This is a genomic window from Rhizobium sp. GW821-FHT14E12 (assembly GCF_058803745.1).
This window is the reverse complement of record NZ_JBXAPH010000001.1, coordinates 369,035-382,370: the sequence shown is the minus strand read 5'-3', so window position 1 is coordinate 382,370 and position 13,336 is coordinate 369,035. Positions and strand designations below refer to the sequence as shown.

Sequence of the window (13,336 nt, the reverse complement as noted above, 5' to 3'; positions counted from 1 at the left end):
TGCGCTTTACTTGACGAGAACCGGCCCCGTGCCGCGCACGGGTTCGTTTTCATTGATGATGCCGAGACGGCGGGCAACTTCGGAATAGGCCTCCACGAGGCCGCCCATATCGCGACGGAAACGGTCCTTGTCCATCTTCTCATGGGTTTCGATGTCCCAGAGACGGCAGGAGTCCGGCGAAATCTCGTCGGCGAGGATGATGCGCATCATGTCGCCCTCGAACAGGCGGCCGCATTCGATCTTGAAATCGACGAGCTGGATGCCGACGCCGAGGAAGAGGCCGGTCATGAAGTCGTTGACGCGGATGGCGAGCGCCATGATGTCATCGAGTTCGGCCGGGTTTGCCCAGCCGAAGGCGGTGATATGCTCTTCGGAGACCATCGGGTCTTCGAGCGCGTCGGACTTGTAGTAGAACTCGATGATCGAGCGCGGCAGCACCACGCCTTCCTCGATACCGAGGCGCTTGGCGAGCGAGCCGGCGGCGACATTGCGCACGACGATCTCGAGCGGAATCATCTCCACTTCCTTGATCAGCTGCTCGCGCATGTTGAGGCGGCGGATGAAGTGCGTGGGAATGCCGATCTTGTTCAGATGGCTGAAAATATATTCGCAGATGCGATTGTTCAGAACACCCTTGCCATCGATGACTTCGTGTTTCTTCTTGTTGAAGGCGGTGGCATCGTCCTTGAAGAATTGGATCAGCGTGCCCGGCTCAGGTCCCTCGTAAAGGATCTTGGCCTTGCCCTCGTAAATACGGCGGCGACGGTTCATTGGTGTTGTTCTCTGTCGTTGGCGCTCTGGAGGAAGCGCAATTGGATCTGTCTGTTGGCGTCCCCATAACGGATAAGAAGCAAATTCACAATCCGCCAGCGCCTCCTTCCTCGGAATTCCGGCTTTGGTGGGTACCAATGCGAGAATCGGGATCCTGTCATCTCATGTTCTACAGGCTTTTATTTGACGATGGAATGAAGCCCGCAGGTACTGCACAGGCTAGTGATCCACCCCAAGCAAACCATTGTATCACACTTGGCCGCGATTACGGCTTGAGGTTGCTCAGAAACTTGGCGAAGACCATCGTGCCTTCCGGCCAGGGACCATGGCCGGAATCGGCATTGATATGGCCCGCCTCGCCGGCGTCGATCAGCAGCGAGCCCCAGCTATGGGCCAGCTTTTCGGTCTGCTCGTAGCTGCTGAAAGGATCGTTGCGGCTGGCTATGATGAGCGAGGGAAAAGGCAGGGGATCGCGCGGGTAGGGGCCGAAAGTCATCAGATGCTTCGGCTTGATCTTCGGATTGGCGACATCGGGCGGCGTGACGAAGAAGGCGCCGGCCACCTTGTTGCGAAAATAGGGGATCGCGTGGATCACCGAGGGAACGCCAAGCGAATGCGCTACCAGCACCACTGGCTTGGTCGAGGCATTCACCTCTTCGGCGATGCGGGCAACCCAATCGTCGCGCACGGGCTTCGACCACTCCGCCTGTTCCACGCGCCGCGCCGTCGAGAGCTTCTGCTCCCAGCGCGTCTGCCAGTGGTCCGGGCCGGAATTGGTGTAACCGGGAACGATGAGAATATCTGCGTCGGAGACTTTCATGATGCGCCGATGTGGAAAAGGAAGGCCTGACTGTCAAGGGAAAAGGCGACAATTGCGGCAAAATTTGTTAGGATGGCGCTTGCCGGTAGCGATTGATGATGTCGGCGCCTCTTTTGCCCCGATATTTTCGTGCCGCCAGCTGAACACATAGGCTGATGAGGAGGAGGAATATTATGGCGGCATTTCACGTCATGGCTGGTGCAGACCATACCTTTACGCGCCCGGCCATCCGCAAGATCGGCATTGCCGACCTCGTCGACGCCCTGAAAATGGGGCTGGACGACTTCAGGGAAAAACCATCGCACTATGTCTTTCTGTGTCTGATGTATCCGATCGCGGGCATCGCGCTGACGCTATGGAGTTCCGGTGCCAACCTGTTGCCATTGCTCTTTCCGTTGATGTCCGGCTTCGCTCTGGTCGGACCGCTGGCGGCAATCGGGCTCTACGAGATCAGCATGCGACGGGAAAGAGGAATGGATACCTCCTGGCGGCATGCTTTCGACGTGCGCTTTTCGCCGGCCTTGCCGTCGATCATTGTGGTCGGTCTCATGCTGTTCGCCTTCTTCATCGTCTGGCTGGTCGTGGCGCAGAATATCTACATGGCCTTTTTCGGTGACTCGGTGCCGGTGACGCTATCGTCGTTCCTGTCCAATGTGCTGTCGACGCCGCAGGGCATGGCGATGATGTTTTGGGGTAATCTCACCGGATTCATCTTTGCCCTTGTCGTATTGGCGACCACCATCGTCACATTCCCGCTGCTGCTTGACCGCGATGTCGGCGCCGTGGCGGCGGTCGATGCCAGTTTGCGGGCGACGCTGCTTAATCCGGTGCCGGTCGCGATCTGGGGCCTGATTGTGGCCGCACTTTTGGTGATCGGCACCATTCCGATCTTTGCGGGCCTTGCTGTCGTCATGCCGATCCTCGGTCATGCGACCTGGCATCTCTATCGCAAGCTCGTCGTACCGGCTGAAACGCATTAAGCTAACTGGGTCTTGTGGAACCACAGTGATCCTGCGGCGTTGATCCGCGTCACCTCCCATGTATCTCCCGAATTCGGGAGATACGCAGAGCGTGGCCGAGGACTCGGTGCACCATGGCAAGCCTCAAGCATATTTTCGCGCATTTCGCCGCCACGGTTTCGGAATGGGCGGGGAAACCGGTTATTTTCATCTTGGCGCTGCTGTCGGTCGTCGTCTGGGGTCTGACAGGACCGATCTTCGATTTCTCTGAGACCTGGCAACTCGTCATCAATACAGGCACGACCATCATCACCTTCCTAATGGTCTTCCTGCTGCAGAACGCCCAGACGCGCGACACGCGCGCTATTCAAGCCAAGCTCAATGAACTCATTTTGACCAGTGCCGCCGAAAATCGTTTCGTCGGGATCGAGAACCTCGACGAGGAGGATCTGAAGCATTTGGACCGGCTGGTGGAAAAGGCTGCCAAGCTTGACGGAGACAGACCGGCCGGCGGGCAGCGCAAGGACGAAGTTGGCGGGAAGACGCGCCTGAAACAGAAAAGGCGGCGCATCGTCAGCGCCGCCTCTTCAAAATCGGATCAATAGGCTTGTCCGAGCTTAGCCGAAGACGCGCTTGAAGATCGTGTCGACGTGCTTGGTGTGATAGCCGAGGTCGAACTTTTCGCGGATGTCCTCTTCCGAGAGCGCGGCGCGCACTTCCTGGTCGGCAAGCAGCTCTTCAAGGAAATCCTTGCCCTGTTCCCAAACCTTCATGGCGTTGCGCTGCACGAGACGATAGGAATCCTCGCGGGAAACACCGGCCTGGGTCAGTGCCAGCAGCACGCGCTGAGAATGAACAAGTCCACGGAATTTGTTCAAATTGTTCATCATATTTTCCGGGTAGACCAGAAGCTTGTCGATGACGGTGGTGAGCCGCGACAGTGCGAAATCGAGGGTAACGGTCGCATCCGGGCCGATCATGCGCTCGACGGAGGAGTGCGAGATATCGCGCTCATGCCACAGAGCGACGTTCTCCATTGCCGGAAGGGCATAGGAGCGGACCATGCGGGCAAGGCCGGTCAGGTTTTCGGTGAGCACCGGGTTCCGCTTGTGCGGCATGGCCGACGAGCCCTTCTGGCCGGGGGAGAAATATTCCTCGGCTTCCAGCACTTCGGTGCGCTGCAGATGGCGGATTTCGACGGACAGGCGTTCGATCGACGAGGCGACGACGCCGAGCGTCGCGAAATACATGGCGTGGCGATCGCGGGGAATGACCTGCGTCGAGACCGGCTCCGGCTTGAGGCCGAGGGCTGCGGCGACATGTTCTTCGACGCGCGGATCGATATTGGCGAAGGTGCCAACGGCGCCGGAAATGGCACAGGTGGCGACCTCTTCGCGCGCGGCGATCAGGCGCTGCTTGCAGCGCTCGAATTCGGCATAGGCAAGCGCCATTTTGACGCCGAAGGTGATCGGCTCGGCATGGATGCCGTGCGAGCGGCCGATGGTGACGGTATCCTTATGCTCGAAGGCGCGGCGCTTCAGCGCTTCCAGCAGCTTGTCGATATCGGCAAGCATGATGTCGGTGGCGCGCACGAGCTGGATGTTGAAGCAGGTGTCGAGCACGTCGGAGGAGGTCATGCCCTGGTGCACGAAGCGGGCATCGGGACCGACGATTTCGGCGAGATGCGTCAGGAAGGCGATGACGTCATGCTTGGTGACGGCTTCGATCTCATCGATGCGGTCGACATCGAAGGTTGCCTTGCCGCCCTTTTCCCAGATGGTTTCGGCAGCGGACTTCGGAATGACGCCGAGTTGGGCCAGAGCGTCGCAAGCATGGGCCTCGATCTCGAACCAGATACGGAACTTGGTTTCGGGCGACCAGATGGCGACCATTTCCGGTCGGGAGTAGCGCGGGATCATGGGCTCACAACTTTCTTGGGGTGCGGGAAACGAATGCTTGGCGCCCCCATAACAAAGACGGGCGGTAATCTCAATGTTTCTTGGCGCAATCTTTCGTTCGGCTCAACGCATATGCCGGGCGAGATAGAGGCTCGCGGCCGCCAGACAGAGGAGACCGAACGGCAAAAACAGGCCAAGACCCAGCACGGCAAACTGATAGACGGCGCTGGCGCTGGTAAAGGCGAACTGAAATGCCCAGACGAGCGTGCCGAAAGGTGCGTGCCAGCGGGCATAGAACCAGCGGTAGTCCATGGCGAAGAGGAAGGCGGTCATGGCGACGGTGCCGAGCGATAGCGTCAGGAAGAATGCCGCGAAACGCGCTTCGAGAGTCCGACCGCGAGCAAGCAGCCGCGCCAGCGCCACCATGAAGGGCCAGGCAAACATGCCGCCGAGGAAATAGACGGTGATTAGCGCGGTCAGGTGGCTCGTCAGAAGGCCATTGCGCAGATAAAGCGCCGCCAGCGCGGAGCTTGCCATTGCAGCGCCCCAGCAGGGCGCCCCAATCAGCAGTCGTCGATAGGAAGGGACGGCTGCCTTGAGCCGCTCAGTGGCAACGACAGTGCTGGCCGGATTAATTTGATCCAACGCGGCCCCGTTCTGCCGCAGCCCTAAGGTCGGAAACCGTTTGCTTGTAGGCCTCGACGGAACCACCCTTGAAGATCGCCGAGCCGGCGACGAGTACATTGGCGCCGGCGGCTGTGATCATCGGAGCGGTCTCGACGGTGACGCCGCCATCAACCTCAAGCTCGATCGGGCGGTCACCGATGAGTGACTTGGCGTTGCGGATCTTGTCAGCCATGGCCGGAATGAATTTCTGGCCGCCGAAACCGGGATTGACCGACATGATCAGGATCAGGTCGATATCGTCGAGGACGTTTTCCAGGATCGACAGCGGCGTTGCCGGATTAAGCGTGACACCGACCTTCTTGCCGAGATTGCGGATGGTCTGGAGCGAGCGATGCAGATGAACGCCCGCTTCGGCATGCACCGTAATCCGGTCGCAGCCTGCCTTGGCGAAGGCTTCGAGATAGGGATCGGCCGGCGAGATCATCAGGTGGCAATCGAATGTGGCTGTCGTATAGGAGCGCAGCGACTTGATGACATCGGCTCCGAAAGAAATGTTCGGCACGAAATGCCCGTCCATGACATCGAGATGGATCCAGTCCGCCCCGGCTTCGGTCACGTCTTTGACTTCCTGCCCAAGCTTGGCGAAATCGGCCGCGAGAATGGAAGGGGCAATGCGGATCGGCAGGGTCATGGGGTAGCTGAACTCCGTCTGATTTTTTCGCGCTTGGCTTAGCACTGGTTCGGCTGGCGGACAACATAGTCCGCTAGACTTGCACCGGCCCAATTAATTCGACGGCGACACCAGCGGCACAAAGGCGTTGCCGCGCCATTCCAGCAAGCGGTAGGGATTGTCGGTCAATTCGTGGTTCCGGTCGAAGGTGATCGGGCCGATCGGGGTCTGGAAGGCTGTGCCGATGAGCTTGTCGGCAATCGGCTTATTTTCCGACTTGGCACTTTCGGCCGCTTGATTTGCGATCAGCGCTGCTGCGGCGGCCGGTAGGATATAGCCGTCCGGTTCGATGCTACTGGCGCGCATGGCCTGCGTTGTCGCTTGGGCGGCGGGCAGGCTGGTATAATCTGGCAAGGCAATGGCCTGTACGCCGTCGGCCAAAGGCACCGGCTGGTTGGCGGCACGCATCGCGTCGCCGCCCATCAATTTCAATGGCACATTCTCGCTTTGTGCATCGCGGGCGATGATTGCCACATCGCTGCGGTCGCCTCCGATGAAAACGCGCGCGGCGCCGGCCTTTTTCAGTCGGCGAACAAGGGCGATCTGTTGGTCCTGGCCCGGGCGAAAGGTATCGGTGAAAACAGGCTTCAAACCTTTGTCCTCCAGCGCGCTGCGAACCGCGCTCACCAGTTCGCGGCCGTGGATCGTGCCGTCATCGATCAGCGCCATCGGCTCCGCCGTCCAGCCTTTCAGAATGGCGTCGACTGCCATTGCGGCCTCGGCCGTGTCGACAGGAGCGAGGCGGAACAGCGGCCAGCCGTTCTTCCGCGCATCCTCCATCAGGATGTGCGAGCGCGCCGAGACGGTGATGACGGGAATGCCAGCATCCTTCAGCCGTGGCAGCGCGCTTTCCAGGGTTTCGCTGCAAAGGAAGCCGATTGCGACCTGTATCTTGGCGTTGATTAGCGCCTCGGCGACGGCCTGGCCGCCATCCTCCGTGCAGGGCTCGTCGACGACGGTGGCGGAATTCTGCTGCGCCTGCACTTCGAAATCGGCGCCGGCGGTGATTTCCGCGCCGAGCGTTGCGAAGTTTCCGCCCTGGGGTGCGACGATGCCGATATTGATGCCCGCGGCATGGCTGCTGCCGGCTGCCAGGAGCAGCATCATCAGAAGCGGTGTGCGACGCAGAACATTCATCGAATGGTTATCCCGGGCAAATCTTCTGCCCTTTTATCCACATGACAGTGGTCGTCAAAGAAAAAGCAACAAAATCACTCGGTTTTCAATAATCCTATTGTAGAAAAGCTAGGATCCGCCCGCCATATTGAACGGAACATGCGAAATGACGGAAATGAGGGAAACGATCGTGCTAGACAGGCAGAGTATGGGACCAGCGCTCTATCGCGATGCCATGAGCCGCTATGCGGGCCATGTGCAGCTGGTGACCACGGCGCTTGGCAGTGAGCGGCGCGGGGTGACGATCACGGCTGCCTGCTCGGTCTCCGATAATCCGGCCACGGTGCTGATCTGCCTCAACAATAGCAATGTGAAGAACGAGATCTTCTTCAAGAGTGGCGTCTTCGCGCTGAATGCGCTTGGCGCCCATCATCAGGGACTTGCGGACGCCTTTTCCGGCAAGACCGGCCTCAGCAACGACGAGCGCTTTGCCAGCGGCACCTTCGAGACGTTGGTAACGGGGGCACCAGTGCTTGCCGACGCGCTGGTGGCCTTCGACTGCCGCGTCATCGAGATCAAGGAAGCATCGACGCACAATATCCTTTTCGGCGAGGTCATGGCGGTGCGGTTCAGCGAAACCAAGCCGGCGCTCATCTATATGAACCGCGACTATCACACGCTATGAACTCCCTAGCGCATAACCCCTTGAATCGGAATCGATTTAAGGAAAGGATTATGCGCCAGTTTAAGATGTTACTGCGTCCTTTGCGCGTCCGATAGGACGCGCGGCGCAGTGATGGGAGAAACCATGTCCGATAAAGCTGCACCTTCATTACCCGGCTCGATCGACGAGACGATCGCCTTGCTCGGTGCTCACGATTATCTCGCCGGGCGAGCGCTTGGCACTGTGCTGTTTCTGGCGCTGAAGATGAAGCGGCCGCTGTTTCTCGAAGGCGAGGCCGGCGTCGGCAAGACCGAGATCGCCAAGGTGCTGTCGAAGGCGCTCGACCGGCCGCTGATCCGGCTGCAATGCTATGAAGGTCTCGACGTTTCCTCCGCCGTCTATGAGTGGAACTATCCGGCGCAGATGCTGGAAATCCGACTTGCCGAAGCATCGGGCCTCACCGATCGCGACCGCATCGAGGCGGACATCTTCTCCGAACGCTATCTGATCCGCCGGCCCGTGCTGCAGGCCTTGTCGAGCGTCGACGGCCGCGCGCCGGTCTTCCTGATCGATGAGCTTGACCGCACCGATGAGGCATTCGAAGCCTTCCTGCTGGAAGTGCTTTCCGATTTCCAGGTGACCGTGCCGGAACTCGGCACCATCAAGGCCGCCGAACCGCCAATCGTCATCATCACCACCAACCGCACCCGCGAGGTGCATGACGCACTGAAGCGGCGCTGTCTCTATCATTGGGTCGATTATCCGGAAGCCGCGCAGGAGCTGGAGATCATCCGCCGCAAGGTGCCGGGCTGCAACGAGGCGCTGTCGCGCCAGATCGTCGCCTATGTTCAGAAGCTGCGCGCTCTCGACCTCTTCAAAAACCCCGGCGTCGCCGAAACCATCGATTGGGCGACGGCTTTGACCGAACTCGACAGGCTGGCGCTCGATCCGGAGACTATTTCCGATACGCTCGGCACCCTGCTGAAATACCAGGACGATATTGCCCGTATTCAGGGCGGCGAGGGCAAGCGGGTGCTGGACGAGGTGAAATCCGAATTGCTTGCGGCGGGATAAGGCAATGGAGCCGCAAGCGCAGGATGGCATCGTCGCTCCACCGTCACCGCCTGGTGACGGGCGCCTTGCCGACAATATCGTGTTTTTCGCCCGGGCGCTTCGCAAGGCGGGACTGAAGATCGGGCCGGCTGCCATTGCCGATGCCATCGAAGCCGTGGAGGCGATCGGCATCGGCTCGCGTGACGAGTTTCATGCGGCGCTCTGTTCCACCTTCGTGAAGCGCCATGAGGATCTCGCTGTTTTCAACGAGGCGTTCCGGCTGTTCTGGCGCTCACGCGATCTTGTACAGAAGATGATCGCGATGATGTCGCCGATTGCACTCGACAATCGCGAGAAGGAAAAGCCGAAACCGGGCGAAACCCGCGCCGGTGATGCCTTGCTCGGCGACAGTAACGACCGCCGGCCACAGCGCGAGACGCCGGATATCGAGATCGATGCCCGCTTCACCACATCCGGCAGCGAAGTGCTCCGCCGCATGGATTTCGCGCAGATGTCGGCCGCGGAGATTGCTGTTGCGAAGAAGGAGCTACTCAGACTGGAGCTGCCGCTCGATCGCGTGCGGACCCGCCGTTTTGTCTCGGCACATGCGCCGGTCCGGATCGATCCCCGCGCGACGATGCGCTCAGCGTTGCGCACCGGCGGCTCCCTGATCCTCCCGCGCTATCGTAGACACAGGGAGATGCAGCCACCGCTGGCGGTTCTCGCGGACATCTCCGGCTCGATGAGCCAATATACCCGCATCTTTCTGCATTTCCTGCATGTGCTGACCGAGAGACGGCGGCGCGTGCATACCTTCCTGTTCGGCACGCGGCTGACAAATGTCACGCGGGCGATGCGTCACAAGGATCCGGATCAGGCGCTGGACGAATGCGCCGCTGCCGTGCGCGACTGGTCCGGCGGCACGCGCATTGGCGAGACGCTGAAGGAGTTCAATCGGCTCTGGGCGCGCCGCGTGCTCGGGCAGGGCGCTATCGTGCTCCTCATCACCGATGGGTTGGAGCGCGACGGCGTCGAGCTTCTTGAAACCGAGATGGACCGGCTGCATCGTTCGTGCCGGCGGCTGATCTGGCTCAATCCGCTATTGCGCTTCGAAGGCTTCGAACCTCGTGCCAGAGGCGTGCGAACCATGCTGCCGCATGTTGACGAATTCCGTCCGGTTCACAATCTATTATCTCTGGCTGATCTCGTTTCGGCCCTTAGCGCCGGTCGCGCCGGTGCTTACGATCCACGCCGTTTTCTTGCCAAGCTGTGAGGCAAACATGACCAACATATCCGAAAGCCTGGATCCGCTTGTAATCGCGGAGGAATGGGTGTCCGCCGGCCGCAGCGTGGCGCTCGCGACCGTCGTCGACACCTGGGGCTCTGCACCACGCCCGACCGGCAGCCATCTCGTCATCGACGGTGAGGGCAATTTTCATGGCTCGGTCTCCGGCGGCTGTGTGGAGGGCGCTGTCATCACCGAGGCGCTGGACGTGATCGAAAGCGGCAAGGCCCGCATGCTGGACTTCGGTGTGGCGGATGAAACCGCCTGGCGCGTTGGCCTCTCCTGCGGCGGCCGTATTCGCGTCTATGTCGAAAGGCTTCATTGATGGACCGTCGGATACTGACGACGCTGAATGCGCTGCGGCGCGCACGGCAGGCGGTGATCCTGGTCACCGATCTGTCCGGTGGTGCCGATCGGCTGATTGTCGAGGGGGATGCTGTCGATGGACCGCTCGGCGATGCCGTCGCCTCCGCCTTCCGCTCTGGAAAATCCTCGGCGGTGGACGTCGACGGACGTAACCTCTTTCTCAATGTTCATTTGCCGCCGCCGCATATCGTCGTCATCGGCGCCGTGCATATTAGCCAGGTCTTGGCACAGATGGCCGTGCTTGCCGGCTTCGATATTCGCATCATCGATCCGCGTACCGCCTTTGCGACACCGGAGCGTTTCGAAGGCGTCGACCTCGTCGCCGACTGGCCGGTGGATGCGCTGAAGGAGCGACCTCTCGATGCCTATACGGCGCTGGTCGCGGTCACCCATGATCCGAAGATCGATGATTTTCCGATCGCCGAAGCATTGAAGGTTGGCTGTTTTTACGTTGGCGCGCTCGGCAGCCGCAAGACGCATGCGGGCAGGCTGGAGCGGCTGACGCGGGAAGGGTTGACGGAAGGCGATCTCGCCCGAATTCACGCGCCCATCGGCCTGCCCATCGGCGCGTCCAGCCCGGCGGAAATCGCTGTTTCGATTTTGGCGGAGATTGTCGGAGCGCTGCGTGGCCGCAATGTCTCGTCACCAAAGGGTGACAAACAATGATCTTCGGTGATTTTCCGACGAGGGAGGCGGTTGACGCGGTTCTGGCGCATTCCGTCCGCTTGCCGGATGGCAGCTTTGCCAAAGGGCATGTTCTTGAGCCGGCGGATATTGATCGCCTTGCCGCTGCCGGGATCGATCGGGTTATTGCCGCGCGGATCGAACCGGGCGATCTGATGGAGGACGAGGCCGCGGAGCGGCTGGCGCGGGCAATCGCGCCGGATCATCTGACCTTCTCCGAGGCAGCTACCGGGCGCGTCAATGCTCATAGCGCGGTCGACGGCCTGTTCGTCGCAAACCGCGCTGCCGTCGACCGGCTGAACAGTGTCGACCCGGCGATCACGCTTGCCTGTCTTGCCGATCACGTCCCGGTGCGCCGCGGTGACATGGTGGCGACCTTCAAGATCATACCGCTCGCGGTCTCCGGCACGAAGATTGCAGCCGGTGTCGATATCCTGCGGCGGATGACGGCGTTCGAGGTCAAGCCGTTCGTGCCCCACGCGATATCGCTGATCGCCACCGAACTGCCGTCGTTGAAGACCTCTGTTATGGACAAGACGGCGCGCATCCTGTCGCAACGGCTGCAGCTCGCCGGCAGTACGCTGGTGCGGGAAGAGCGTGTGGCGCATCGTGCACCTGCGGTCGCGGACGCGATTGGTGGCGCGCTACGGGCAGCGGATCGATCGCCGAAGCTGATTGTCGTCTTTGGTGCATCCGCCGTGATCGACGCAGGCGATGTCATTCCGGAAGCGATCCGGCTGGTTGGTGGTGAGGTCATCCAGGTCGGAATGCCGGTCGATCCAGGCAATCTTTTGGTGCTGGGCAAGGTCGGCGACGTCTATGTCGTCGGCGCCCCCGGCTGCGCGCGCAGCCCGAAGGAAAATGGTTTCGACTGGGTGCTGGACCGGATTCTCGCCGGCGAGCAGCCGACGCCGCAGGAAATCAGCGGCATGGGCGTCGGAGGTCTTCTGATGGAAATACAATCGCGGCCGCGGCCGCGCGATATCCCCGTAAAGCCGGAGGCGCAGATTTCTGTCGCCGTCGTTCTGCTTGCCGCCGGCAGGGCGAGCCGCATGGGCGAGGACGGGCCGCACAAGCTGCTGGCCGAGTTCGATGGCTCGCCACTGGTTCGACGTTCCGCCCTGACGGCTCTCTCAAGCGGAGCCGCCTCTGTCGTTGCGGTCACCGGCCATCGTCGCGGGGAAATCGAGGGCGCGCTTGCCGGGCTGGCGGTCGAGCGGGTCTATAATCCCGACTATGCCTCCGGCATGGCGAGCTCGCTTGTAGCGGGGATCGGCACGCCGGCGGCGCAACGGGCGGATGGTGTGCTGGTCATGTTGGCCGACATGCCGGGTGTCACGAGCGACGACCTGAAAGCGTTGATTGTGGCTTTCCGCCAGGCGAACGGTCAGGCAATCGTTAGGGCGGTGTCGCGCGGCAAGCGGGGCAATCCGGTCATTCTACCGCGAACAGTCTACGATGCCGTGATGCGTCTGGAGGGTGATGTCGGCGCCCGGCATATCATCGAGACATCAGGGCTCGCCGTCGTCGATGTGGATATCGGCGATGCCGCCCATCTCGATGTCGATACGCCCGAAGCCGTGCTCGCCGCCGGCGGTATTTTGAAGGGGTAGGGAATGGACAATATCGAGATCGAAGAGATGTTCCAGGCACTTGGTCCGGTGACGATCAAGCGCATGTTCGGCGGCAAGGGCATCTACCACATGGGCCGCATCCTTGCCATCGAACTGGATAGCGAGATGCTGCTGAAGGCCGACGAGATCAGCGCCCCGGAATTTGAGGAGGCAGGCGCCAGGCGCTGGGCCTATGAGGGCAAGAAGGGCAAACCGGTCAACATGCCCTACTGGTCGATCCCGGACGATGCTTTCGACGATCCGGATATCATGGCGCGCTGGGTGCGACTCGCCTACGAGGCGGCCGTGCGGGCGGATAAATAATTCAGCTAAAAATCGTCTTCGCTCAGATGAGCGATCGTCGCTTCTGCAAAAGCCGAAAGCGGTTGCGGCAGCTCGTTGCGGCCAAACCAGCCGAAATCGGAGAGCTTATCCGGCTCAACCAGACTTGCTTCGCCGGAAAAATCCTTGGTGACATAGATCAGCGAGATCCAGTGCTGCTGGTCGGCTTCTACGAGGACTTCAATGGCGCAGAGATAATCGATCTGGCCGATGGAGAGGCCGCTTTCCTCCTCGGCCTCACGGATGGCGGCTTTGGCGGCCGGCTCCATATGGTCGACCTTGCCGCCGACGATGCTCCAGAATCCGGCTTCCGGCGCCTTGAGGCGCTTATAGAGCAGCAATTTCCGATCCCGCAAAATTGCGAGACCGGTTCCTAATCCTGGGAAATCGATGCCGGGTTTCCCCATG

The 13,336-nt window shown here is 60.7% G+C and carries 16 protein-coding genes; 9 read left to right on the top strand and 7 right to left on the bottom strand.

Annotated features, from left to right (window positions below; translation table 11 throughout):
- Positions 1 to 6 precede the first annotated feature (6 nt).
- Positions 7 to 771: a phosphoribosylaminoimidazolesuccinocarboxamide synthase gene (gene purC, locus AC1RO0_RS01945; protein WP_007696300.1), complete on the bottom strand. Its 765-nt coding sequence runs from the start codon at positions 769 to 771 to the stop codon at positions 7 to 9.
- A 265-nt stretch (positions 772 to 1,036) separates the two neighbouring features.
- On the bottom strand, positions 1,037 to 1,591 hold the full coding sequence (locus tag AC1RO0_RS01940; RefSeq protein WP_498591294.1) for an RBBP9/YdeN family alpha/beta hydrolase: 555 nt from the start codon (positions 1,589 to 1,591) through the stop codon (positions 1,037 to 1,039).
- Positions 1,592 to 1,764: 173 nt separating this feature from the next.
- On the opposite strand from AC1RO0_RS01940, the gene AC1RO0_RS01935 reads away from it, so the two are divergent.
- Positions 1,765 to 2,571 (top strand): DUF2189 domain-containing protein, encoded by an 807-nt coding sequence (locus AC1RO0_RS01935; RefSeq protein WP_498591293.1) that lies wholly within the window; start codon positions 1,765 to 1,767, stop codon positions 2,569 to 2,571.
- A gap of 113 nt (positions 2,572 to 2,684) precedes the next feature.
- Entirely contained in the window at positions 2,685 to 3,155 is a 471-nt protein-coding gene (locus AC1RO0_RS01930; RefSeq protein ID WP_498591292.1) for a low affinity iron permease family protein, read from the top strand.
- 12 nt (positions 3,156 to 3,167) lie between these two features.
- Here AC1RO0_RS01930 and purB read toward each other — a convergent pair whose 3' ends face one another.
- From purB to AC1RO0_RS01910, 4 genes are all read right to left on the bottom strand, one after another.
- A complete protein-coding gene (gene purB / locus AC1RO0_RS01925) occupies positions 3,168 to 4,469 on the bottom strand; it encodes an adenylosuccinate lyase (protein ID WP_498591291.1) in 1,302 nt (433 codons plus the stop codon).
- 102 nt (positions 4,470 to 4,571) lie between these two features.
- Positions 4,572 to 5,093, bottom strand: coding sequence for a hypothetical protein (locus AC1RO0_RS01920; RefSeq protein WP_498591290.1), 522 nt, complete (start codon positions 5,091 to 5,093; stop codon positions 4,572 to 4,574).
- Entirely contained in the window at positions 5,080 to 5,766 is a 687-nt protein-coding gene (rpe, locus tag AC1RO0_RS01915; RefSeq protein ID WP_498591288.1) for a ribulose-phosphate 3-epimerase, read from the bottom strand. Before rpe ends, AC1RO0_RS01920 begins: the two co-directional genes overlap by 14 nt.
- Before the next feature lie 93 nt (positions 5,767 to 5,859).
- Positions 5,860 to 6,942: a branched-chain amino acid ABC transporter substrate-binding protein gene (locus AC1RO0_RS01910; RefSeq protein WP_498591287.1), complete on the bottom strand. Its 1,083-nt coding sequence runs from the start codon at positions 6,940 to 6,942 to the stop codon at positions 5,860 to 5,862.
- Positions 6,943 to 7,111: 169 nt separating this feature from the next.
- Between AC1RO0_RS01910 and AC1RO0_RS01905 the strand changes: the two genes are divergently transcribed.
- From AC1RO0_RS01905 to AC1RO0_RS01875, 7 genes are all read left to right on the top strand, one after another.
- Positions 7,112 to 7,606: a flavin reductase gene (locus AC1RO0_RS01905; protein WP_498591286.1), complete on the top strand. Its 495-nt coding sequence runs from the start codon at positions 7,112 to 7,114 to the stop codon at positions 7,604 to 7,606.
- Between the two features lie 123 nt (positions 7,607 to 7,729).
- A complete protein-coding gene (locus AC1RO0_RS01900; RefSeq protein ID WP_498591285.1) occupies positions 7,730 to 8,659 on the top strand; it encodes an AAA family ATPase in 930 nt (309 codons plus the stop codon).
- Positions 8,660 to 8,663: 4 nt separating this feature from the next.
- Entirely contained in the window at positions 8,664 to 9,911 is a 1,248-nt protein-coding gene (locus AC1RO0_RS01895) for a vWA domain-containing protein (RefSeq protein WP_498591284.1), read from the top strand.
- 7 nt (positions 9,912 to 9,918) lie between these two features.
- A complete protein-coding gene (locus AC1RO0_RS01890) occupies positions 9,919 to 10,248 on the top strand; it encodes an XdhC family protein (RefSeq protein ID WP_498591283.1) in 330 nt (109 codons plus the stop codon).
- Positions 10,248 to 10,955, top strand: coding sequence for an XdhC family protein (locus tag AC1RO0_RS01885; protein ID WP_498591282.1), 708 nt, complete (start codon positions 10,248 to 10,250; stop codon positions 10,953 to 10,955). The genes AC1RO0_RS01890 and AC1RO0_RS01885 overlap by 1 nt, the downstream gene beginning before the upstream one ends.
- A complete protein-coding gene (locus AC1RO0_RS01880) occupies positions 10,952 to 12,586 on the top strand; it encodes an NTP transferase domain-containing protein (RefSeq protein ID WP_498591281.1) in 1,635 nt (544 codons plus the stop codon). The genes AC1RO0_RS01885 and AC1RO0_RS01880 overlap by 4 nt, the downstream gene beginning before the upstream one ends.
- Positions 12,587 to 12,589: 3 nt before the next feature.
- Positions 12,590 to 12,910 (top strand): TfoX/Sxy family protein, encoded by a 321-nt coding sequence (locus AC1RO0_RS01875; protein WP_174051459.1) that lies wholly within the window; start codon positions 12,590 to 12,592, stop codon positions 12,908 to 12,910.
- Positions 12,911 to 12,915: 5 nt separating this feature from the next.
- On the opposite strand, the gene AC1RO0_RS01870 is transcribed toward AC1RO0_RS01875, so the two are convergent.
- Entirely contained in the window at positions 12,916 to 13,335 is a 420-nt protein-coding gene (locus tag AC1RO0_RS01870) for an NUDIX domain-containing protein (protein WP_498591279.1), read from the bottom strand.
- Position 13,336 lies beyond the last annotated feature (1 nt).

What these genes read in the sequence shown, in the direction of transcription:
- purC (WP_007696300.1), bottom strand. Translation starts at nt 771, where the DNA reads ATGAACCGTCGCCGCCGTATTTACGAGGGCAAGGCCAAGATCCTTTAC.
- AC1RO0_RS01940 (WP_498591294.1), bottom strand. Translation starts at nt 1,591, where the DNA reads ATGAAAGTCTCCGACGCAGATATTCTCATCGTTCCCGGTTACACCAAT.
- AC1RO0_RS01935 (WP_498591293.1), top strand. Translation starts at nt 1,765, where the DNA reads ATGGCGGCATTTCACGTCATGGCTGGTGCAGACCATACCTTTACGCGC.
- AC1RO0_RS01930 (WP_498591292.1), top strand. Translation starts at nt 2,685, where the DNA reads ATGGCAAGCCTCAAGCATATTTTCGCGCATTTCGCCGCCACGGTTTCG.
- purB (WP_498591291.1), bottom strand. Translation starts at nt 4,469, where the DNA reads ATGATCCCGCGCTACTCCCGACCGGAAATGGTCGCCATCTGGTCGCCC.
- rpe (WP_498591288.1), bottom strand. Translation starts at nt 5,766, where the DNA reads ATGACCCTGCCGATCCGCATTGCCCCTTCCATTCTCGCGGCCGATTTC.
- AC1RO0_RS01910 (WP_498591287.1), bottom strand. Translation starts at nt 6,942, where the DNA reads ATGAATGTTCTGCGTCGCACACCGCTTCTGATGATGCTGCTCCTGGCA.
- AC1RO0_RS01900 (WP_498591285.1), top strand. Translation starts at nt 7,730, where the DNA reads ATGTCCGATAAAGCTGCACCTTCATTACCCGGCTCGATCGACGAGACG.
- AC1RO0_RS01895 (WP_498591284.1), top strand. Translation starts at nt 8,664, where the DNA reads ATGGAGCCGCAAGCGCAGGATGGCATCGTCGCTCCACCGTCACCGCCT.
- AC1RO0_RS01890 (WP_498591283.1), top strand. Translation starts at nt 9,919, where the DNA reads ATGACCAACATATCCGAAAGCCTGGATCCGCTTGTAATCGCGGAGGAA.
- AC1RO0_RS01885 (WP_498591282.1), top strand. Translation starts at nt 10,248, where the DNA reads ATGGACCGTCGGATACTGACGACGCTGAATGCGCTGCGGCGCGCACGG.
- AC1RO0_RS01880 (WP_498591281.1), top strand. Translation starts at nt 10,952, where the DNA reads ATGATCTTCGGTGATTTTCCGACGAGGGAGGCGGTTGACGCGGTTCTG.
- AC1RO0_RS01875 (WP_174051459.1), top strand. Translation starts at nt 12,590, where the DNA reads ATGGACAATATCGAGATCGAAGAGATGTTCCAGGCACTTGGTCCGGTG.
- AC1RO0_RS01870 (WP_498591279.1), bottom strand. Translation starts at nt 13,335, where the DNA reads ATGGGGAAACCCGGCATCGATTTCCCAGGATTAGGAACCGGTCTCGCA.